The organism is Nocardioides marinus, from assembly GCF_013408145.1.
In the GTDB taxonomy this organism is placed as follows: Bacteria; Actinomycetota; Actinomycetes; order Propionibacteriales; family Nocardioidaceae; genus Nocardioides; species Nocardioides marinus.
This window is the reverse complement of record NZ_JACBZI010000001.1, coordinates 1,875,378-1,894,631: the sequence shown is the minus strand read 5'-3', so window position 1 is coordinate 1,894,631 and position 19,254 is coordinate 1,875,378. Positions and strand designations below refer to the sequence as shown.

Below are 19,254 nucleotides of genomic sequence, written 5' to 3'. Positions count from 1 at the left end.
GCGTGGACGCTCCCATCCGGATCCGGGGCCTGGTCAAGACCTTCGGCAGCACCCGGGCCCTCGACGGGCTGGACCTCGAGGTGGCCGCGGGGGAGGTGCACGGGTTCCTCGGGCCCAACGGGGCCGGCAAGTCGACGGCCATCCGGGTGCTGCTCGGGCTGCTGCGCGCCGATGCCGGCGAGACCCGCCTGCTCGGCGGTGACCCGTGGCGCGACGCGGCCGCCCTGCACCGCCGGCTGGCCTACGTCCCGGGTGACGTCAGTCTCTGGCCGAACCTCAGCGGGGGCGAGTGCCTCGACCTGCTGGGCAGGCTGCGCGGCGGGTTGGACCCCGCCCGACGCGACGCGCTGGTCCAGCGCTTCGGGCTCGACCTCACCAAGCGGGGTCGCTCCTACAGCAAGGGCAACCGGCAGAAGGTCGCCCTCGTCGCCGCGCTGGCCGCCGACGTCGAGCTGCTGCTCCTCGACGAGCCGACGTCGGGCCTGGACCCGCTGATGGAGGCGGAGTTCCAGGCGTGCGTCCGGGAGTTCCGTGACGCCGGGGGCACGGTGCTGCTCTCCAGCCACATCCTCGCCGAGGTCGAGAGCCTGTGCGACCGGGTGAGCATCATCCGCGACGGCCGGGTGGTGGAGTCGGGCACGCTGGGTGAGCTGCGGCACCTGACCCGCACGTCGGTGAGCGCCGAGCTCGAGCGGCCCGCGCCGGACCTGGCCGGGCTCGACGGGGTGCACGACCTGGTCGTCGAGGGCGAGAAGGTGCGCTTCGAGGTCGACACGGCGCGGACCGACGCCGCGCTGTTGGTGCTGGTGCGCTCCGGCGTACGCTCCCTGACCGCGCAGCCGCCCACGCTGGAGGACCTCTTCCTGCGCCACTACGGGGACCGGCCGGATGCCTGAGACCACCGCCGGCACCGGGACCCTGCTGCGGGCCGCGCTGCGTCGCGACCGGTGGCTGATCGTGTGGTGGAGCCTGGGGATCAGCGCGCTCTACTGGTCCCAGGCGGTGGGGATCGACGGCCTCTACGCCGACCAGGACGAGCTCGACGTCGCCGCGGCCAGCATGGGCGGCAACACCGCGATGATTGCGATGGCCGGGCCGGCCCGGGCCCTCGACACCGTCGGCGGGCAGGTCGCCTGGCAGTCCAGCGCCTTCGGCGCGATCGCGGCCGGGCTGATGTCGATGGCCATCGTCATGCGACACACCCGCACCGAGGAGGAGACCGGCCGCGACGAGCTCGTGCGCGCCGCGGCGGTCGGGCGCCTCGCACCCGTCCTCGCGGCGCTCCTCGCGGCGCTGGTGGCCAACCTCGCGGTCGGGTCGGCGACCGCCGTGAGCCTGGTGGTCTACCCGCTGTCGGCGCCCGACTCGATCGCCCTCGGCCTGGGCCTCACGCTCGTCGGGCTGTGCTTCACCGGGACGGCCCTGGTGGCCGCCCAGGTCTCCGCCAGCGCACGCACCTGCTACGGCCTGGCGGGCCTGGTGATCGGGGCCAGCTACGCGCTGCGGGCGGTCGGCGACGTGAGCGCCCCGGTGCTGACGTGGCTCTCGCCGATCGGGTGGTACCAGGGCATGCACGCCTTCTCCGGCCTGCGCTGGTGGCCCGCCCTGCTGCTGCTCGGGGCGACGGGTCTCTCCCTCCAGCTCGCCGCGTCGCTGCTCCAGCGGCGCGACATCGGGGCGGGCCTGCGCGCCGCCCGCCCCGGGCCGGACCGTGCGGGAGCGGTGCTGTCGAGCCCGCTGGGCCTGGTGTGGCGGCTGCAGCGGCCCACCGTGCTGGGTTGGACCGGTGGGTTGGGGCTCACCGGCCTGGCCTACGGCACCATCGGCGACGACGTCGAGGACCTCCTCGGCGACTCCGAGACCACCGTCGAGCTGATGACCCAGGGCGTCGCGGACCCCGTCGCCGGGTTCTACGCGACCGCCCTGCTGATGCTGGCGCTGATCACCTCCGGGTTCGCGATCTCCTCCGCCCTGCGCCCGCGGGCCGAGGAGGAGGCGGGTCACGCCGAGCTGTTGCTGTCCACGGCCGTCTCCCGGAGACGGTGGCTGGCGTCGTACGTCGCGGTGACGGTGGGCGGGGTGCTGCTGGTGCTGGCCGCCGGTGGCCTCGGCACGGGCACCGGCTACGCGCTGGTCACCGGTGAGGCGGGAGCGGTGCTGGACTACGTCGGCCCGGCCCTCGCCTACGCCCCGGCGGTCCTCGTGCTCAGCGCGTGCGCCCGACTCGTCCACGGTGTCCTGCCCCGCCTCGGGGTGCTCGCCTGGCTGCCGCTGGTGGGTGCGGTCGCGGTGATGCTGCTCGGCCCGGTGCTGCGGATGCCGGAGTGGGTGCAGGCGTCCTCGCCGTTCCACCACCTGCCCGCGATCCCGGCCGAGGACGTCTCGATCGGGGTGAGCCTGGCGCTGCTGGCCGTCGCGACGCTCGTGTCGTTCATGGGTCAGTTGGCCTTCTGGAGGCGCGACATCGGCTAGCGTCGATCGCATGTGGCAGCCCCAGCCCGGCTGGCATCCGCTCCGGAGTGGCACCTCCATGTCCACGATCGGGGTCTGGCGAGCGGTCGTGGGCGACGAGCCGGTCGCCGTCAAGCGCCTCGCGGCGCCGGGGGAGCACGATCCCTCCGAGCTCTCCGACCCCCACCACTTCGCCTACTGGCGGCGCGGCGCCGACGTGGTCACCTCGGGGATCCTGGCGCGCTCCCAGGGGCTCCGGCCACCGGTGCGCAGCTACGTCGTGGAGGACGTCGAGGGCATCACCATCACCGAGGACTGGGTCGAGGACGCGGCGGTCAACGGCCTGTTCGCCGCCCACGCGCTCGGCCGGTTCGCCGGTACGCCGGTGCCCGACGTCTCCTGGCTCGCGCGCGACCAGCTGCGCGACCGGCTGCGTCGTACCGAGCGTCGAGGCGGCTGGCCCACGCTGGCCCGCACCACGGTGGCGGACGTGGCCGAGCACCTGTGGTCACGTCGGGAGAGCCACCTGGCCCGGCTCGACGCGCTGCCGCAGGTGCTGCAGCACGGCGACCCGACCCCCGCGAACCTGCCCGGTCGCGAGGGCGACGACGTCGTCGCGATCGACTGGTCGTGCCTGGGCACCGGGCCGGTCGGCGGCGACCTCGGCTACTACCTGCTGTCGGCGCGCGAGGAGTTCGACCCGCTGCTCGAGGCCTACCTGATGGGTCTGCCCGACGGGGCCGCGACGGCCGAGGAGGTCGCGCTCGGCGCGCGGGTCGTGGCGGTCTACACCGCGCTGTCGCGGGCGGAGTGGGCGCTCTCCCGCGTCGCCAAGGGCGAGGGCGCCCTGGCCGGCAAGTTCCGCCACCCCTCCGTCGCGCCCCACCTGCGCGCGCTGCAGCGGCAGTTCCCGCTCATCGAGGGGCTGATGGCGGGCTGAGGTCGGCGGCAGTTTCACCACCCGGGTGGTGAAACCGGCGCTTGTCGACCGGAACTCCGTGAGACAGGCGGCAGTTTCGTTAGACGGGTGGTGAAACTGCCGCCCGGGCGCCCGCGCTACAACCGCGACGCGGCGAAGGTGTCGCAGGCGTCCAGCGTGCCGCGCTCCAGGCCGACGCGGAACCACCGCATCCGCTGCTCGGCCGACCCGTGGGTCCAGGACTCCTCGGTGACCTGGCCCTGGGTGCGCTGCTGGATGCGGTCGTCGCCGACGGCCGAGGCCGCCTCGAGCGCGAGCCGGATGTCCTCGTCGGTGAGCTCGCTGATGAGCACCTGGCCCGAGGCGTCCTCGGTGCGCGTGGCGGAGCGGGTCCACATGCCGGCCAGGCAGTCGGCCTGGAGCTCCAGGCGCACCGCGTCCGACGTCGGCCCCTGCTGGGTGCGCACCCGGGACATGTAGCCGAGCACGTTCTGGACGTGGTGGCCGTACTCGTGGGCCAGCACGTAGGCCTCCACGAACCCCCCGTCGGGTCCGCCCAGCTGCTGCTCGAGGACGGAGTCGAAGAAGCCCGAGTCGAGGTAGATGCCCTCGTCCACGGGGCAGTAGAACGGCCCGACGTCCGAGGTCGCGTTGCCGCACCGGGTGGACACCGAGCCCTCGAACGTCGTCAGCGCCGAGACCGGGCGGTAGCGCGAGCCCAGCTCGTCGGTCCAGTAGTCGTGCAGGGAGTTCTCCACCCCGACCCGGGTGCAGTCGGCCGAGGAGTTCGCGTCGGCGCCGGACTCGCACGCGGCGTACCTGTCGGTGTCGTACGACGGCGACGACCCGCCGCCGAAGTAGGAGACGGCCGCGAAGATCACCACCGCCACGATCACGGCCCCGATCGAGCCGCCGCCGAGCGTGCCTCCGGGAAGCCCGCCGCGGCCCAGCGAGCCGCCGCGGCCGAGGGAGCCGCCCCCACCGCCGCCCCCACCGGCGTGGCGGGTGCGACCGGTGTCCAGCCGAGCCTTGGGGTTGAACCGCACAGTGCCTCCTGGGGCGTCGTGGAACCGGCCGACGAATCGCTCGTGACCCTGCCGCGAGCCTAGAATCGCACCACCATGATCACCGCACACCAGCTGGAAGTCCGAGCCGGCGCGCGACTGCTCATGGAGGACGTCAGCTTCAGGGTCGGACCGGGCGACAAGGTCGGGCTCGTGGGCCGCAACGGCGCCGGCAAGACCACGCTCACCAAGATCCTGGCCGGTGAGGGGCTGCCCGCCTCCGGGCAGGTCACGACGTCCGGCGACGTCGGCTACCTCCCGCAGGACCCGCGGACCGGCGACCCCGAGGTCCTCGCCAAGGACCGCATCCTCTCGGCGCGGGGCCTGGACGCCGTCGTGGCCAAGCTCCGCCGCGCCGAGGAGGAGATGGGCTCCGACGACCCGACCGTGCGCGAGAAGGCGATGCGCCGTTACTCGCGGGCCGACGACGAGATGCACGCGGCGGGCGGGTACGCCGCGGAGTCCGAGGCCGCCACGATCGCCGCCTCCCTGGGCATCGAGGAGCGCATCCTCAACCAGCCGCTCAAGACGCTCTCGGGCGGCCAGCGCCGCCGGGTCGAGCTCGCGCGCATCCTCTTCTCCGGCGCCGAGGTCCTGATCCTCGACGAGCCGACCAACCACCTCGACGCCGACTCCATCATCTGGCTGCGCGACTTCCTCAAGGCGCACTCCGGCGGCTTCATCATCATCAGCCACGACAACGACCTGCTCGCGGCCACCGTCAACAAGGTGATGCACCTCGACGCCAACCGCTCGGTCATCGACGTCTACAACATGGGCTGGAAGCACTACCTCCAGCAGCGCGAGACCGACGAGGTCCGCCGACGCCGCGAGCGGATGAACGCCGAGAACAAGGCCAAGACGCTCACCGACCAGGCCAACAAGATGCGGGCCAAGGCCTCCAAGGCCCAGGCCGCCCAGTCGATGCTCAAGCGCGCCGAGAAGATGCTCGAGGGCGTCGAGGGCGAGCGGGCCTCCGACAAGGTCGCCCGGATCGCCTTCCCCAAGCCGGCGGCCTGCGGCAAGACGCCGCTGACCGCCCGTGAGCTGTCGAAGTCCTACGGATCCCTGGAGGTCTTCACCGGCGTCGACCTGGCCATCGACAAGGGCTCCCGGGTGGTCATCCTCGGGCTCAACGGCGCCGGCAAGACCACGATGCTGCGGATCCTCGCGGGCGTCGACCAGCCCGACACCGGCATGGTCGTGCCCGGCCACGGCCTCAAGGTCGGCTACTACGCCCAGGAGCACGAGACGCTCGACACCTCGCGCACGGTGCTGGAGAACATGCAGTCCGCGGCCCCGCAGCTCACCGACACGGAGGCCCGCAGCGTGCTCGGCTCCTTCCTGTTCTCCGGCGACGACGCGCACAAGCCGGCCAAGGTGCTCTCGGGCGGCGAGAAGACCCGCCTGGCGCTGGCCAGCCTCGTCGTCTCCAGTGCCAACGTGCTGCTGCTCGACGAGCCCACCAACAACCTCGACCCCGCCTCCCGCGAGGAGGTGCTCGCGGCGATCCGCTCGTACGAGGGCGCGATCATCCTGGTGACCCACGACGAGGGCGCCGTGCACGCCCTCGAGCCCGACCGGGTGCTGCTGCTCCCCGACGGCGACGAGGACCTCTGGAACGACGGGTACGCCGACCTCGTGTCCCTGGCCTGAGCCACCGCTCCGGCCGACCGGTGCCCCGGCACCACCCAGGGGGTTCCTAGACTCCCGCCATGACCTCTGGCGCCGTGACCCGTCCCGACGACCGGGAGCTGGCCGCGGCCGGGCTCGGCCTCTCCGTGGAGGGACCGGTGGCCACGCTGGTGCTGGACCGGCCCGAGGTGCGCAACGCCCAGACCCCGACGATGTGGCGGATGCTCGCCGCCGTGGGGGAGGCGCTGCTCGCCGACGAGACGGTGCGCGTGGTCGTGGTGCGTGGTGCCGGCAGCACCTTCTCCGCCGGCCTCGACCGCGCCATGCTCGACCCGGCGGGCGCCGGCGAGGGCGTCGAGACCGTCGCCGAGCTGCTCGCGCTCGACGACGCCGCGATGTCGGCGGTCATCGACGACTACCAGCGGGGTTTCACCTGGCTGCGCGACCCGCGCATCCTGTCGGTCGCGGCGGTCCGCGGCTACGCCGTGGGAGCGGGCTTCCAGCTCGCCCTCTCCTGCGACCTGCGGGTGCTGGCCGAGGACGCCCAGCTGTGCATGAAGGAGTCCGCGCTCGGCCTCGTCCCGGACCTCACGGGAACAAAGCCGCTGGTCGAGGCGGTTGGGTACGCACGAGCACTCGAGATCTGCGTGTCGGCCAGGATGGTCGGCGCGGCGGAGGCCCTGCGGATCGGGCTGGCGCTCGAGGTGGTGCCCACCGACGCGCTCGACGAGACCGTCGCGGGCCTGGTGCAGGCACTGACCTCGGCGGCGCCCGGCGCGGTCCGTGAGACCAAGGCACTGATGCTGTCGGCGGCCGCCGTGCCGCTGGAGGAGCAGCGTCGTCTCGAGCGCGAGGCCCAGGGCCGGCGCTTCCGCGCCCTCGCCCAGGGCTGAGCCGGGGGCACCCATGACCCGCCGGCACGCCGAGCAGCACCAGGAGGACACGTGTCGGGGATGATGAACGCCGGTGCCGCCTGGCGCCACCTGCGCTCGGACCGCAGCGCGCTCGACCGCCGCGTGGGCCGGGCGACCCTCCGGCGCGTCCTCGGCTTCGCCGTACCCCACCGCCGGACGATCTCGGTCTTCTTGGTCCTCACCGTCCTCGACGCCAGCCTGGTGGTCGCCTCACCCCTGTTGATCCAACGCATCGTCGACGACGGGATCCTCGACGGGGACCGCTCGCTGGTCGGCTGGCTGGCCCTGGCGATGGCCGGGCTGGCGGTGTTCACCGCCGTGATGAGCATCCTGCTGGCCTGGCTGTCCGCACGGATCGGCGAGGGTTTGATCTACGACCTGCGCACCCAGGTCTTCGGGCACGTGCAGCGCCAGTCGATGGCCTTCTTCACCCGCACCCAGACCGGTGCGCTGGTGAGTCGCCTCAACAACGACGTCATCGGCGCCCAGCGCGCGTTCACCAGCACGCTGGCCACCACCGTCTCGAACGCGGTGGCGGTGCTGGTCGTCGGCATCACCATGCTGGCGCTGAGCTGGCGGGTCACCCTGCTGTGCCTGGGCCTCTTCCCGCTGCTGATGATCGCCTCGAAGTGGGTCAGCACCCGCCTCGCGGGCCTGACGCGCCAGCAGATGGACGGCAACGCCGACCTGGCCACGATGATGACCGAGCGCTTCAACGTGGGTGGCGCGCTGCTGCTGAAGCTCTTCGGCCGTCGCGACGAGGAGGACGGCTCCTTCGCGACCAAGGCCGCCCGCGTGCGCGACCTCGGCATTCGCATCACCCTCACCACGCGCGTCTTCGGGGCGGCCATGCTGGCGGTCCCCGCGCTCGCCACCGCGCTCGTGTACGGCGTCGGCGGACAGCTCGCCATCTCCGGCACTCTCTCGGTCGGCACCCTGCTGGCGCTCGCGACGCTGCTGCTGCGGCTCCTCGGGCCGCTGCAGGGGCTCTCCAACGTGCGCATCGACGTGATGACCGCGCTCGTGAGCTTCGAGCGGGTCTTCGAGGTGCTCGACCTGCCGTCGCTGGTGCAGGAGAAGGACGGTGCCGTCGAGCTGCCGCGCACCGCCGGCCGGCTCGAGCTCGACGGCGTCGACTTCACCTATCCCGGTGCGGACGAGGTCTCGCTGCCCTCCTTGGAGGGCGTCCAGCGGCCCGACGTCTCCAGCCCGAGCGGTCCGGTCCTGCGCGATGTCTCCTTCAGCGCCGAGCCGGGGCAGATGGTGGCACTGGTCGGGCCCTCCGGAGCCGGCAAGACGACGATCACCCACCTCGTGGCACGGCTCTACGACGTCACCGGCGGCGCTGTGCGGGTCGGCGGCGTCGACGTCCGCGACGTGACGCTGCAGTCGCTCGAGGACGTCGTGGGCTACGTGACGCAGGACGCGCACATGTTCCACGACACCATCCGCGCCAACATGCTCTACGCGCGGCCCGGTGCCGACGACACCGAGATCTGGCATGCCCTGGAGGCCGCGCAGGTCGCCGCGCTCGTGCGCCGGTTGCCCGAGGGGCTGGACACTGTGGTGGGGGACCGGGGCTACCGGCTCTCCGGCGGTGAGCGTCAGCGCCTGGCGATCGCCCGGCTGCTGCTGAAGTCGCCGAGCATCGTGGTGCTCGACGAGGCCACGGCCCACCTGGACTCGGAGTCCGAGGCCGCGGTGCAGCGCGCGCTCGACGCAGCCCTGCAGGGGCGTACCTCGCTGGTCATCGCCCACCGGCTCTCGACGGTCCGCAACGCCGACCTGATCCTGGTCCTGGAGGACGGGAGCATCACCGAGCGGGGCACGCACGCCGAGCTGCTGGCCCGCGGGGGGCTGTACGCCGACCTGCACCGCACCCAGTTCCTCGACGACACCACCGACGCCCTGCCCTGACCGGCGCTCAGGGGGCGGCCGTGGCCTGCGGCGCGCGGTCGGTACGCCGCGGGCGCTGGCCACGGGGCCCGCGGCGGCGCTCGTCGTAGGCGAGGTAGCCGAAGCCGAAGACGGCCAGCACGCCGAAGAACCACCACTGCAGGCCGTAGAAGAAGTGCGGCCCGTTGTCGAGCTCGGGCAGCTCGACGGGCTCCAGGGCCGTGGCCGGGGCGGGGTCCTCCGAGCGCAGCTCGACGAACCCGCCGTAGACCTCCCGGTCAAGGGCCGCCCCGACCCTGTCGCTGTCGATCGCACGGGTGGAGCGGTCGCTCACGGTGGTGCTGTCGCCGCTGCCGTCCGCGCGGACGTAGCCGGAGACCGTCACGGTCCCCGCGGGCGGGTCCGGCACGTCGTCGGGCTCGGCGGTGCCGGCGTTCGGCGTGCGCAGCCAGCCGCGGTCGACGAGCAGCGACGTGCCGGAGTCCGTCACGAGCGGCACGACCACGTCGACGCCGGCGATGCCCTCGCGGGTGCGGTAGCGGACGATGACGGTGTCCTCGACGGCGTACTCGCCGGTGGCGGTGACCACCCGCCACTCGTCCTCCTCGCGGACCTCCCGGCCCGGAGCCAGGACGTCCTCGACGGCCGCCGGATCCTGGGTCTCGTTGGCGCGGATGATCGCGTTGTCGTCCTTGCGCTGCTCGAGCCGGTCGAACTGCCACTCGCCCAGCCACCAGGCGCCCCAGGACAGCAGTGCGACGGCGAGGGCGAAGAGCAGCCACCGCCGCGACAGCAGGAAGCCGAACGAACGCACGTCCCGAGGCTAGCGAGCCCCCGGGAACGCTCAGGCACCGGCCGTATGCTTGCGACCATGGTCACCCGCCCCCTCGCCGACCGCTTCGGTCGCGTCGCGACGGACCTGCGGGTCTCGCTGACGGACCGGTGCAACCTGCGCTGCAGCTACTGCATGCCCGCCGAGGGCCTGGACTGGCTGCCGAGCGAGCAGGTGCTCACCGACGACGAGGTCGTCCGGCTGATCGGCATCGCAGTGGAGCACCTCGGGGTCGACGAGGTGCGCTTCACCGGGGGAGAGCCGCTCGTGCGGCGCGGCCTGGTCGACGTCGTACGCCGCACCCGGGAGCTCGGCGAGCACCTCAACCTCTCCGCGACCACCAACGCGCTCGGCCTGGCGAAGACGGCCACGGCGCTGGCCGAGGCTGGGCTGGACCGGGTCAACGTCAGCCTCGACACGGTGCGTGCCGACACCTTCCACACCATCACCCGGCGTGACCGCCTCTCCGACGTCGTCGACGGTCTCGCGGCCGCCCAGGCCGCCGGGCTGGGGCCGGTCAAGGTCAACGCCGTGCTCCTGCGGGGCGTCAACGACGACCAGGCCGGCGAGCTGCTGCGCTGGTGCCTCGAGCACGACTACCACCTGCGCTTCATCGAGCAGATGCCGCTGGACGCCCAGCACGGCTGGCACCGCGAGGCCATGGTCACCGCCGACGAGATCTTCGCGCTGCTGGAGCGTGAGTTCGTGCTCACGCCGGCGGCCGAGCCCCGGGGCAGCGCCCCCGCTGAGCTGTTCACCGTCGACGGCGGACCCGGCACGGTCGGAGTCATCGCCTCGGTGACCCGGCCCTTCTGCGGCGACTGCGACCGGGTCCGGCTGACCGCGGACGGCCAGGTGCGCAACTGCCTGTTCGCCCGGGAGGAGTCCGATCTGCGCACCGCCATGCGCGCGGGCGCCACCGACGAGGAGCTCGCCGACCGCTGGGTCGTGGCCATGCGCGGCAAGGCCGCCGGTCACGGCATCGACGACGAGACGTTCCTCCAACCCACCCGGCCGATGTCGGCCATCGGCGGCTGAGCCGCACCCGACCGACCTCAGCGCGGGTCGAACCGGCGTATTGATACGCCGGCTCGGCGGACGAAGCAGGTCGAGGCGAAGCACCCGAGGGCGCTCAGACGGTGTGGTCGGCGCCCTTCTCGTGCTCCACGACGTCGCGGATGAAACCGCGGGACCCCAGGAACGACCGCAGGGACTCGAGGTGGTCGGGGCAGGCGAGCCACGCCTTGCGACGCTCGGGCGTGTGGATCTTGGGGTTGTTCCACAGCAGCGCGTGCGTGGCCGCCGCGCGACAGCCCTTGCCGGAGCAGAGGTCCGGCTCGTCCAGGGCGCCCACTCAGCGCTCCGAGGACGCGCCGAGGGGGCGCTGGGGGGAGTCCGAGCCGCCGAGGGCCCGGTGGGTGAAGGTGGCGTCGCGGAGGTCGTAGTCCTCCATGCGGGCGGCCTGCACGTTGGCGAGCACGACCGCGATGTAGGGCAGGACCAGCGCCCCGGCGATGAGGATGGGCCACAGCCAGTCGACCCCGGCCAGCCCGGCGATCACGGCACCGACGAAGCAGGCCGAACGCAGGCTCATCGAGAGCAGGTAGCGACGCTGGCGCCGGCGGAGGTCCTCGGCCGGGCTGGGCGCCGCCGAGGTGATCCGGACCGCGTCCTCGCGGTCGCCGCGCTGGCGTGCCATGGCTCGATCCTACGTGGGGGTCGGTGAGGACCGGAGGGCTCGGCGGGTGAGCTGGCTCGCGCGGGAGTAGGGTCGGCCCGTGACGAACCGCACCTACCGCATCACCGAGATCGTCGGCACGTCCCCGGACGGGATCGACCAGGCCATCCGCAACGGGATCGAGCGTGCCGCCCAGACCCTGCGCCACGTCGACTGGTTCGAGATGACCCAGGTGCGCGGGCAGGTCAAGGACGGCAGCGTCGAGCACTTCCAGGTGGGCCTGAAGATCGGTTTCCGCCTCGAGGACGACTGACCCCCACCACCCTCCACGGGTGCCCGGGCGAGGCTCGGGCACGCCTGCTGGGACGCTCATTTCGGGTACCCCTCGGTAATCACTAGCGTCGATCCGCGTGAGCGACGTACCAGTTCCCGAGCCCCGTTCGGTCCTCGTGACCGGAGGCAACCGCGGCATCGGCCGTGCCATCGCCGAGGCCTTCCTCGCCCAGGGTGACAAGGTCGCCGTGACCACGCGCAGCGGCGGCGCGCCCGAGGGCGCTCTGGAAGTGCGCTGCGACGTCACCGACCCCGAGGCGGTCGAGGCGGCCTTCGCACAGATCGAGGCCGCGCACGGCCCGGTCGAGGTCCTGGTGGCCAACGCCGGCATCACCGCCGACACCCTGCTGCTGCGGATGAGCGAGGACGACTGGTCCTCGGTGCTCGACACCAACCTCACCGGCTCCTTCCGGCTCGCCAAGCGGGCCTCGAAGGGGATGCTGCGGCTGCGCCGAGGCCGGATCGTCCTGATCTCCTCGGTGGTGGGGATGCTCGGCTCCGCCGGACAGGTCAACTACGCCGCCTCCAAGGCCGGGTTGGTGGGCATGGCCCGCTCCATCGCCCGGGAGCTGGGCTCCCGGTCGATCACCGCGAACGTCGTGGCGCCGGGCTTCATCGAGACCGACATGACCGCGGTGCTCAGCGACGAGCAGAAGGACACGATCAAGTCGCAGGTGCCGCTCCAGCGGTACGGCACCTGCGAGGAGGTCGCGAGCACGGTGCTGTGGCTGACCGGCCCCGGCGCGACGTACGTCACCGGGGCCGTGATCCCCGTCGACGGTGGACTGGGAATGGGGCACTGAGATGGGCATCCTCGACGGCAAGACGATCCTGGTGGCGGGCGTGACGATGGACTCCTCCATCGGGTTCGCGACCGCAAAGGTCGCGCAGGAGCAGGGGGCCACGGTCCTCATCTCCAACTTCGGGCGTGCCCTGGGCATCACCCGCCGCATCGCCAAGCGGCTGCCGGTGGAGCCGGCGGTCCTCGAGCTCGACGTCACCGACCCCGCGCACCTCGAGCGGTTGCCCGACCTCGTGCGCGAGCACCTGGGCGCCGACGCGCACCTGGACGGCGTCGTCCACTCCATCGCCTACGGCAACCCGGAGACGCTGCTGGGCGGGAAGTTCCTCGATGGCCCGTGGGAGGACGTCGCCCAGGCCGTCCAGGTCTCGGCGTACTCCCTGAAGTCGCTGGCGACCGCCTGCCGCCCGCTGATGGGCGAGGGCGGTTCGGTGGTCGGTCTGACCTTCGACGCCACGGTGGCCTGGCCGGCCTACGACTGGATGGGCGTGGCGAAGGCCGGGCTGGAGTCCTGCTCGCGCTACCTCGCACGCGACCTGGGACCCGACGGCATCCGGGTCAACCTGGTCTCCGCCGGCCCGTTGCGCACGCTCGCGGCCAAGGCGATCCCCGGCTTCACCGACCTGGAGGACATGTGGTCCACGCGCGCCCCGCTGGGCTGGGACAACACCGACCAAGAGCCGACGGCCAGGGCCGTGTGCGCCCTGCTCTCGGACTTCTTCCCCGCCACCACCGGCGAGATCGTGCACGTCGACGGCGGCTTCCACGCCATGGGCGCCTGAGGCCCGACCAGCCACCCCTGCCTTGAGCCGGCCCGCCCGGCCTGCAAGATTGGGCGCGTGCCCGACACTGCCCGCAAGGACACCCCGCGCCAGATCGTCGTGATGCGTCACGCCAAGGCCGAGCAGCACGGCCCCTCCGACTTCGACCGGCACCTCGCCGACCGTGGCGTGGAGGAGGGTGCCCTGGCCGGCCGGTGGCTGGTGGCGCAGGGCTTCGTGCCCGACCACGTGCTGGTCTCGTCCGCGTTGCGCACCCGGGAGACCTGGGCCGCGGTGGCCGACGGGGCCGGCTGGGACGCCGACACCATCGAGACCGACGAGAACGACACCCTCTACGAGGCCGGCCCGGAGACGGCGCTGGACCTCGTGCGCGAGGTGCCCGAGGACGCGCTGGCGCTGCTGGTGATCGGGCACAACCCGACCATGGGCTACCTCGCCCAGCTCCTGGACGACGGCGACGGGGACGAGGACGCGTCCAACGCGCTGGTGATGGGCTACCCGACCAGCGCGATGACCGTCTTCGACCTCACCGGCGACTGGGCCGACCTCGACGAGCAGGGCGGCACCATCCGCGCCCACCACGTCCCGCGCGCCTGAGCAGGTCGAGCCGGCGCGAACTCCCGGGAGGATGCGCCGGCTCGGCGAGTGGGACGGGTCGAGCCGGCGCATTGATACGCCGGCTCGGCGAGTGGGACGGGTCGAGCCGGCGCATTGATACGCCGGTTCGGCGAGTGGGACGGGTCGAGCCGGCGCATTGATACGCCGGCTCGGCGGGGGTCAGACCGGGGGAGCGGGGGTGGTGACGCCGGCGGCGCTGTCGGCGGCCTCGATCTCCTCGCGGGAGATGCCCAGGAGGTACATGATCGTGTCGAGGTACGGCACGTTCACCGCCGTGTCCGCGGCGTCCCGGACGGCCGGCTTGGCGTTGTAGGCGATGCCCAGGCCGGCGGCCGCCAGCATGTCCAGGTCGTTGGCGCCGTCGCCGATCGCGATCGTGGAGGCCACGTCGACACCCACCTCGGCCGCGAACTCCCGCAGGGCCTCGGCCTTGCCGGCCCGGTCGACGACGCGACCGACGATGCGTCCGGTCAACCGCCCGTCGACGATCTCCAGCTCGTTGGCCCGGGTGAAGTGGATGCCCAGCTCCACCGCGAGCCGGTCGGTGATCTGGCTGAAGCCCCCGGAGACGATCGCGAAGCGGTACCCGAGGCGGCGCAGGGTCCGCACCATGGTCCGGGCGCCCGGGGCGAGCTGGATGGAGTCGTAGACCTCGTGCAGCGCCGACGCCGGGACGCCCTCGAGCAGGGCCACGCGGGAGCGCAGGGACTCCTCGAAGTCGAGCTCGCCGCGCATGGCCCGCTCGGTCACCTCCGCGACCTCGGCCTCGCAGCCGGCGTGCGCGGCGATCATCTCGATGACCTCGCCCTGGATGAGCGTGGAGTCCACGTCCATGACGATCAGCCGCATCCCGCGGCGCAGCAGGTCGGCGGGCTGCACTGCGACGTCGATGCCCTGCCGGGCGGCCTCGGCGGCCAGCTCGGCGCGCAGGGCGTCCGGTGCGGCCCCGGAGACGTGGAGGTCCAGGGCGGTGACGGGGTAGCGCGCCATCCGCTCGATGCGGTCGATGTTGGCGCCGGCGTCGGCGATCCGGCCGGCCACGGCCGCCATCGCCTCCGCGGTCAGCGGGGTGCCCAGGACGGTGACGTGCGCCCGGCCGTGGGACGGCTGAGTGGTGTCGCCGCTGCCGGGCTCGACCTCCAGGGTCATCGCCAGCTCGTCGGCCGTCGCCTGGAGGTCCTGTCGCAGGCCCTGCACGTCGGCGGGCGCGGTCACGAGCAGGCCCAGGATGAGGCGGCGGCGCAGCACGATCTGCTCGAGGTCGACGACCTCGACACCGGCCCGGCCCAGGGTGGCGAAGACGGCCGAGGTCACCCCGGGACGCTCGCGGCCGGTCAGCGTGATCAGCAGGGTCTCGGGTCGCGGCGCCCGGTCCGGGCGTGACTGGTCTGGGGTGCTCATCGCGGCACGAGGCTATCGGTGCCGCCGCCCGGCCTCACTGCGGCGGCCAGACCTCGGGCGAGCTGGCCGCCACCAGGGCCCGGCGTGCCGCGGTGCCCAGCGGGAGGATCGCCTGCTCCCGCCGGGTGAGCTCGTGCAGGGAGACCGCCCCGCCGTCGTCCTCGAGCGCGAGCTCGACGACCTCCAGGGCGTGCAGCGCCCTGGCCGCGAGGGCCACGCAGCGCTCGGGCACGCCCGGCGGCGCCGCGACCGGTGCGCGGTGACGCAGGTCGGTCAGCCGGTCCGCGACCTCGGGTCGCCACCGGGCCACCTCCAGGGCGGCTAGGGCGTCCGCGCTGTGGAGCAGCGCCGAGCGCAGGCCGCGGTCGGCCTCTCCGACGTCGGGCAGCTGGCGGCGTACCGCGCGGTGGGCCACCCAGGTGGTGGTCGGGCCGACCCGCTCGGGCACCAGCCCCACCGCCGTGGCGTCCTGCAGGGTCACCACGACCGCCTCGCCGGCCTCGATGGCCGCCCGGTTGAAGTCCGGTGGCCCCCCGAGCCCCACGGGATCGCCCTCCACCGGGAAGGCCGCGCCGATGGTCGCCACGCCCTCCGTCCGCAGCCGGGCGAGGCCACCCAGGAGGGTCTCGGAGACGTCCTCGGAGCCGCCGAGCCCCAGCGCCGCCAGGCCCGCGACCGCGTGGGTGACGTCGTCGCCCACGACCTCGTCGAGCAGGAGGTCCGTGACGACGTGGCCGCCCCACCACGCGGTGCCCCACCAGGCGAGGCGGGTGGAGGCGGGCAGCAGCTGGCTCACGGCGCCAGAGGCTACGCGGCGGTCCCCGGCGGGGGAGCGCCGACCGGTGCCAGGGCTGGTTAGGGTGACGCCATGGCAGCGGTTCTGGACCTCGTCGACGTCACCGTGCGCCGTGGGGACTCCGTCCTCCTCGACCGCGTCAGCTGGACCGTGGAGGAGGACGAGCGCTGGGTCGTGCTGGGTCCCAACGGTGCTGGCAAGACGACCCTGCTGCAGATCGCCTCGGCGCAGCTGTTCCCCACCCAGGGCTCGGTCCACGTGCTGGAGGAGCGGCTCGGGTCGGTCGACGTCTTCGAGCTGCGCCCGCGCATCGGTCTGACCAGCGCGGCGCTGGCCGAACGGATCCCCCGGCACGAGACGGTCCACGACGTCGTCGTCTCGGCGGCCTACGGCGTGCTCGGCCGCTGGCGTGAGATGTACGACGACCTCGACCACGACCGCGCCGAGTCGCTGCTGCGCGAGCTCGGCGCCAAGCACCTCGCACCGCGCACCTTCGGCACCCTGAGCGAGGGCGAGCGCAAGCGCGTGCAGATCGCCCGTGCGCTGATGAGCGACCCCGAGCTGCTGCTCCTCGACGAGCCGGCCGCGGGCCTGGACCTGGGCGGCCGCGAGGACCTCGTCTCGACGCTCTCGATGCTGGCCTACGACCCGGACTCACCGGCGACCGTGCTGGTCTCCCACCACGTCGAGGAGATCCCGCCGGGCTTCACGCACGCCCTCATGCTGCGCCAGGGCAGGGTCGTGGCGGCCGGCCTCCTCGACCAGACCATCACCGAGCAACACCTCTCGGCCACCTTCGGCATGCCGCTGACCGTCAGCCACGAGGACGGCCGGTGGGCGGCGCGACGCCGCACCCGCGCCCGATGAGGGCACGGGGCCGTCGTGTCCCGGCCTTGTAGGGTCGGGTCATGGACTGGCTGAACGACCACGCGTGGGCGGCATGGCTCGGCCTCGCCGCCGCGTTCGGGGTGGCCGAGATGTTCAGCCTGGACCTCATCTTCATGATGCTGGCCGTCGGTGCGATGGGCGGCATGGTCGCCGGTGCCTTCGACGCGCACGTGGCGGTGCAGGTTCTGGTCGCGATGGGGATGTCCCTGGCCACGCTCACCCTGCTCCGCCCGCGCCTGGTGGCCCGCCTCCACGGCGGCCCCGAGCTGCGGCTGGGCACGGGCAAGCTGATCGGCACCCAGGGCGTCGTGACGGCGCAGATCACCGCCACCCAGTCCGGCCGGGTCCGCCTCTCCGGTGACGTCTGGTCGGCCGCGCCGTACGACGAGCACCTGGTGATCGAGCCCGGCGAGACCGTCGAGGTGCTGGAGATCCGCGGCGCGACGGCCTACGTCCACCCCACCGGCGACCCGCTGCCGCCGCCGGCACCCCCGGCGCCGCCGGCCGGGCCCCACGCCTGACCCCCAGACCCCCGACAGACCCCCCCCGCACGACCGGGGTCGCCCCCCGACCGTCCACACGAAGGAGCACCATGGGTCTCGCGATCTTGATCCTGCTCGCACTGATCTTCCTGTTCGTCCTGACCGTGCTGGCCAAGACGATCCGGATCGTGCCGCAGGCCCGCGCCGGCATCGTCGAGCGGTTCGGCAAGTACCGCACCACGCTGAACCCCGGCCTCAACGTCGTCGTGCCGTTCATCGACAAGGTCCGCTACGTCATCGACATGCGTGAGCAGGTCGTGAGCTTCCCCCCGCAGCCGGTGATCACCGAGGACAACCTCGTCGTCTCGATCGACACCGTCATCTACTTCCAGGTCACCGACCCGGTGGCCGCGACCTACGAGATCGCCAACTACATCCAGGCCATCGAGCAGCTGACCATGACCACGCTGCGCAACATCGTGGGTGGCATGGACCTCGAGGAGACCCTCACCAGCCGCGACGAGATCAACACCCGGCTGCGCGGCGTCCTCGACGAGGCGACCGGCAAGTGGGGCGTGCGGGTCAACCGGGTCGAGCTCAAGGGCATCGACCCGCCGCCGTCGATCAAGGACTCGATGGAGAAGCAGATGCGCGCGGACCGCGACAAGCGTGCGCTGATCCTCACCGCGGAGGGCCAGCGGCAGTCGGCGATCCTCACCGCCGAGGGCCAGAAGCAGTCGGCGATCCTCACCGCCGAGGGTGACCGGGAGTCGCAGATCCTGCGGGCCCAGGCCGACCGGGAGTCGCAGATCCTGCGGGCCCAGGGCGAGGGCCAGGCCATCCAGACGGTGTTCCAGGCCATCCACGACGGCCGCCCCGACCAGTCGCTGCTGGCCTACCAGTACCTCCAGATGATGCCGCGCATCGCCGAGGGCGATGCCAACAAGGTGTGGATCGTGCCCAGCGAGATCGGCAAGGCACTGGAGGGCCTGGGCTCGACGATGAACAACCTGCAGGGCATCCCCACCGAGACCGACGGCCCGGCCAAGCGGGTCGACATGGGCCCCACCGAGCCGTCGGTGCCCGCCGAGCCGGGCAGGTCCGCGGCCGGGGACGCGGTGCAGGAGGCGATCCGGGAGGCCCAGCGCGCCGCGAACCCGCGCCGGCCCGCGGGAGGCGCAGCCGAGGGTGCCGGGGAGGACCCGCCGGCCTGATCGACCGTGACGAGCGACGGCCCGCACCCCACCGGGGTGCGGGCCGTCTGCGTCCGCTGGGGGAGCGCTCAGGCTCCGCCTGCCTCCTGGCTACTTCTTGCCGGCCCTCTTGCTCGCCTTCTTGGCAGCCTTCTTGCTGGCCTTGGTGGTCGCCTTCGTGGCCTTGGCCGCCTGGGAGCCGCCGCGGGCGAGGAGGCCGAGCAGCCCCGAGAGCACTGCACCGCCGGCCACGCCGGTCATGAGCATCCCGGCCTTGGGGTCGATGCCGTCGGCCTTGGGGCCGACGTACCCGGCGTAGGCGTCGGCGCCGTCGACACCGACGCCCAGCAGCACCAGGCCGGTGCGGCCCCTGCCCGAGGCGACGAGCGTGGCGGCACCGAGCGCGATCTCGCGCGCACCGAAGAGCCGGGTCATGAACGTGGTCTGCGGGTTCGCCTCCACGTCGAGGCCGAAGGCCTTGGTCACCATCGTGGGGTTGGCCACCGACGCGGCGCCGATGACGATGCGGCCCAGGGAGAGTCCGGTCACAGGGTTCATGCAGCGACCTTA

21 protein-coding genes are annotated in these 19,254 nt (G+C 72.9%); 14 read left to right on the top strand and 7 right to left on the bottom strand.

Annotation, left to right across the window (positions count from 1 at the left end; translation table 11 throughout):
* Positions 1–2 precede the first annotated feature (2 nt).
* From BKA05_RS09015 to BKA05_RS09005, 3 genes are read left to right on the top strand one after another with little or no spacing between them, the layout of a single operon-like run.
* Complete coding sequence (locus tag BKA05_RS09015; protein WP_179531139.1) at positions 3–896, top strand: ATP-binding cassette domain-containing protein; 894 nt, start codon at positions 3–5, stop codon at positions 894–896.
* Positions 889–2,472, top strand: a complete 1,584-nt coding sequence (locus BKA05_RS09010; protein ID WP_179531138.1) for an ABC transporter permease — start codon at positions 889–891, stop codon at positions 2,470–2,472. Before BKA05_RS09015 ends, BKA05_RS09010 begins: the two co-directional genes overlap by 8 nt.
* 58 nt (positions 2,473–2,530) lie before the next feature.
* Entirely contained in the window at positions 2,531–3,391 is an 861-nt protein-coding gene (locus BKA05_RS09005) for a phosphotransferase (protein WP_246289778.1), read from the top strand.
* Positions 3,392–3,507: 116 nt separating this feature from the next.
* Here the strand turns inward: BKA05_RS09005 and ypfJ are convergent, their stop codons facing one another.
* Positions 3,508–4,416 (bottom strand): KPN_02809 family neutral zinc metallopeptidase, encoded by a 909-nt coding sequence (gene ypfJ, locus BKA05_RS09000; protein WP_179531136.1) that lies wholly within the window; start codon positions 4,414–4,416, stop codon positions 3,508–3,510.
* 75 nt (positions 4,417–4,491) lie between these two features.
* Between ypfJ and BKA05_RS08995 the strand changes: the two genes are divergently transcribed.
* From BKA05_RS08995 to BKA05_RS08985, 3 genes are read left to right on the top strand one after another with little or no spacing between them, the layout of a single operon-like run.
* Complete coding sequence (locus tag BKA05_RS08995; RefSeq protein WP_179531135.1) at positions 4,492–6,090, top strand: ABC-F family ATP-binding cassette domain-containing protein; 1,599 nt, start codon at positions 4,492–4,494, stop codon at positions 6,088–6,090.
* Between the two features lie 59 nt (positions 6,091–6,149).
* Positions 6,150–6,962 (top strand): enoyl-CoA hydratase/isomerase family protein, encoded by an 813-nt coding sequence (locus tag BKA05_RS08990; protein ID WP_179531134.1) that lies wholly within the window; start codon positions 6,150–6,152, stop codon positions 6,960–6,962.
* A gap of 60 nt (positions 6,963–7,022) precedes the next feature.
* Positions 7,023–8,900 carry an ABC transporter ATP-binding protein gene (locus tag BKA05_RS08985; protein ID WP_218842773.1) on the top strand — a complete coding sequence of 626 codons (1,878 nt, stop codon included), beginning with the start codon at positions 7,023–7,025 and terminating at the stop codon, positions 8,898–8,900.
* A 7-nt stretch (positions 8,901–8,907) separates the two neighbouring features.
* Here BKA05_RS08985 and BKA05_RS08980 read toward each other — a convergent pair whose 3' ends face one another.
* Positions 8,908–9,693: an SURF1 family cytochrome oxidase biogenesis protein gene (locus tag BKA05_RS08980; protein WP_179531133.1), complete on the bottom strand. Its 786-nt coding sequence runs from the start codon at positions 9,691–9,693 to the stop codon at positions 8,908–8,910.
* A gap of 57 nt (positions 9,694–9,750) precedes the next feature.
* On the opposite strand from BKA05_RS08980, the gene moaA reads away from it, so the two are divergent.
* Entirely contained in the window at positions 9,751–10,749 is a 999-nt protein-coding gene (gene moaA, locus BKA05_RS08975) for a GTP 3',8-cyclase MoaA (RefSeq protein ID WP_179531132.1), read from the top strand.
* A gap of 94 nt (positions 10,750–10,843) precedes the next feature.
* Here moaA and BKA05_RS08970 read toward each other — a convergent pair whose 3' ends face one another.
* Positions 10,844–11,065: an acetone carboxylase gene (locus BKA05_RS08970; RefSeq protein ID WP_343045582.1), complete on the bottom strand. Its 222-nt coding sequence runs from the start codon at positions 11,063–11,065 to the stop codon at positions 10,844–10,846.
* On the bottom strand, positions 11,066–11,410 hold the full coding sequence (locus tag BKA05_RS08965; RefSeq protein WP_179531131.1) for a DUF3099 domain-containing protein: 345 nt from the start codon (positions 11,408–11,410) through the stop codon (positions 11,066–11,068).
* Between the two features lie 79 nt (positions 11,411–11,489).
* Between BKA05_RS08965 and BKA05_RS08960 the strand changes: the two genes are divergently transcribed.
* From BKA05_RS08960 to BKA05_RS08945, 4 genes are all read left to right on the top strand, one after another.
* Positions 11,490–11,702 carry a dodecin gene (locus BKA05_RS08960; protein ID WP_179531130.1) on the top strand — a complete coding sequence of 71 codons (213 nt, stop codon included), beginning with the start codon at positions 11,490–11,492 and terminating at the stop codon, positions 11,700–11,702.
* 97 nt (positions 11,703–11,799) lie between these two features.
* Complete coding sequence (gene fabG, locus BKA05_RS08955) at positions 11,800–12,525, top strand: 3-oxoacyl-ACP reductase FabG (protein ID WP_179531129.1); 726 nt, start codon at positions 11,800–11,802, stop codon at positions 12,523–12,525.
* Between the two features lies 1 nt (position 12,526).
* A complete protein-coding gene (gene fabI, locus BKA05_RS08950; protein ID WP_179531128.1) occupies positions 12,527–13,306 on the top strand; it encodes an enoyl-ACP reductase FabI in 780 nt (259 codons plus the stop codon).
* A 57-nt stretch (positions 13,307–13,363) separates the two neighbouring features.
* Positions 13,364–13,903 carry a SixA phosphatase family protein gene (locus BKA05_RS08945; protein WP_343045581.1) on the top strand — a complete coding sequence of 180 codons (540 nt, stop codon included), beginning with the start codon at positions 13,364–13,366 and terminating at the stop codon, positions 13,901–13,903.
* A 180-nt stretch (positions 13,904–14,083) separates the two neighbouring features.
* Here the strand turns inward: BKA05_RS08945 and serB are convergent, their stop codons facing one another.
* On the bottom strand, positions 14,084–15,325 hold the full coding sequence (serB, locus tag BKA05_RS08940; protein WP_179531127.1) for a phosphoserine phosphatase SerB: 1,242 nt from the start codon (positions 15,323–15,325) through the stop codon (positions 14,084–14,086).
* A 34-nt stretch (positions 15,326–15,359) separates the two neighbouring features.
* Positions 15,360–16,121, bottom strand: coding sequence for a hypothetical protein (locus tag BKA05_RS08935; protein WP_179531126.1), 762 nt, complete (start codon positions 16,119–16,121; stop codon positions 15,360–15,362).
* A gap of 72 nt (positions 16,122–16,193) precedes the next feature.
* On the opposite strand from BKA05_RS08935, the gene BKA05_RS08930 reads away from it, so the two are divergent.
* The 3 genes from BKA05_RS08930 (at position 16,194) to BKA05_RS08920 (ending at position 18,705) form a co-directional block, all read left to right on the top strand.
* Entirely contained in the window at positions 16,194–16,988 is a 795-nt protein-coding gene (locus tag BKA05_RS08930) for an ABC transporter ATP-binding protein (protein ID WP_179531125.1), read from the top strand.
* A gap of 41 nt (positions 16,989–17,029) precedes the next feature.
* A complete protein-coding gene (locus tag BKA05_RS08925; protein WP_179531124.1) occupies positions 17,030–17,530 on the top strand; it encodes an NfeD family protein in 501 nt (166 codons plus the stop codon).
* A gap of 71 nt (positions 17,531–17,601) precedes the next feature.
* Positions 17,602–18,705 (top strand): SPFH domain-containing protein, encoded by a 1,104-nt coding sequence (locus tag BKA05_RS08920; RefSeq protein WP_179531123.1) that lies wholly within the window; start codon positions 17,602–17,604, stop codon positions 18,703–18,705.
* Positions 18,706–18,795: 90 nt separating this feature from the next.
* On the opposite strand, the gene BKA05_RS08915 is transcribed toward BKA05_RS08920, so the two are convergent.
* Positions 18,796–19,242 (bottom strand): DUF4267 domain-containing protein, encoded by a 447-nt coding sequence (locus BKA05_RS08915; protein WP_179531122.1) that lies wholly within the window; start codon positions 19,240–19,242, stop codon positions 18,796–18,798.
* Positions 19,243–19,254 lie beyond the last annotated feature (12 nt).

Excerpts from the sequence above, each read along its gene's own strand:
- BKA05_RS09010 (WP_179531138.1), top strand. The coding sequence starts at position 889 with ATGCCTGAGACCACCGCCGGCACCGGGACCCTGCTGCGGGCCGCGCTG.
- BKA05_RS09005 (WP_246289778.1), top strand. The coding sequence starts at position 2,531 with ATGTCCACGATCGGGGTCTGGCGAGCGGTCGTGGGCGACGAGCCGGTC.
- BKA05_RS08995 (WP_179531135.1), top strand. The coding sequence starts at position 4,492 with ATGATCACCGCACACCAGCTGGAAGTCCGAGCCGGCGCGCGACTGCTC.
- BKA05_RS08990 (WP_179531134.1), top strand. The coding sequence starts at position 6,150 with ATGACCTCTGGCGCCGTGACCCGTCCCGACGACCGGGAGCTGGCCGCG.
- BKA05_RS08985 (WP_218842773.1), top strand. The coding sequence starts at position 7,023 with ATGATGAACGCCGGTGCCGCCTGGCGCCACCTGCGCTCGGACCGCAGC.
- moaA (WP_179531132.1), top strand. The coding sequence starts at position 9,751 with ATGGTCACCCGCCCCCTCGCCGACCGCTTCGGTCGCGTCGCGACGGAC.
- BKA05_RS08965 (WP_179531131.1), bottom strand. The coding sequence starts at position 11,410 with ATGGCACGCCAGCGCGGCGACCGCGAGGACGCGGTCCGGATCACCTCG.
- fabI (WP_179531128.1), top strand. The coding sequence starts at position 12,527 with ATGGGCATCCTCGACGGCAAGACGATCCTGGTGGCGGGCGTGACGATG.
- serB (WP_179531127.1), bottom strand. The coding sequence starts at position 15,325 with ATGAGCACCCCAGACCAGTCACGCCCGGACCGGGCGCCGCGACCCGAG.
- BKA05_RS08930 (WP_179531125.1), top strand. The coding sequence starts at position 16,194 with ATGGCAGCGGTTCTGGACCTCGTCGACGTCACCGTGCGCCGTGGGGAC.
- BKA05_RS08925 (WP_179531124.1), top strand. The coding sequence starts at position 17,030 with ATGGACTGGCTGAACGACCACGCGTGGGCGGCATGGCTCGGCCTCGCC.
- BKA05_RS08920 (WP_179531123.1), top strand. The coding sequence starts at position 17,602 with ATGGGTCTCGCGATCTTGATCCTGCTCGCACTGATCTTCCTGTTCGTC.
- BKA05_RS08915 (WP_179531122.1), bottom strand. The coding sequence starts at position 19,242 with ATGAACCCTGTGACCGGACTCTCCCTGGGCCGCATCGTCATCGGCGCC.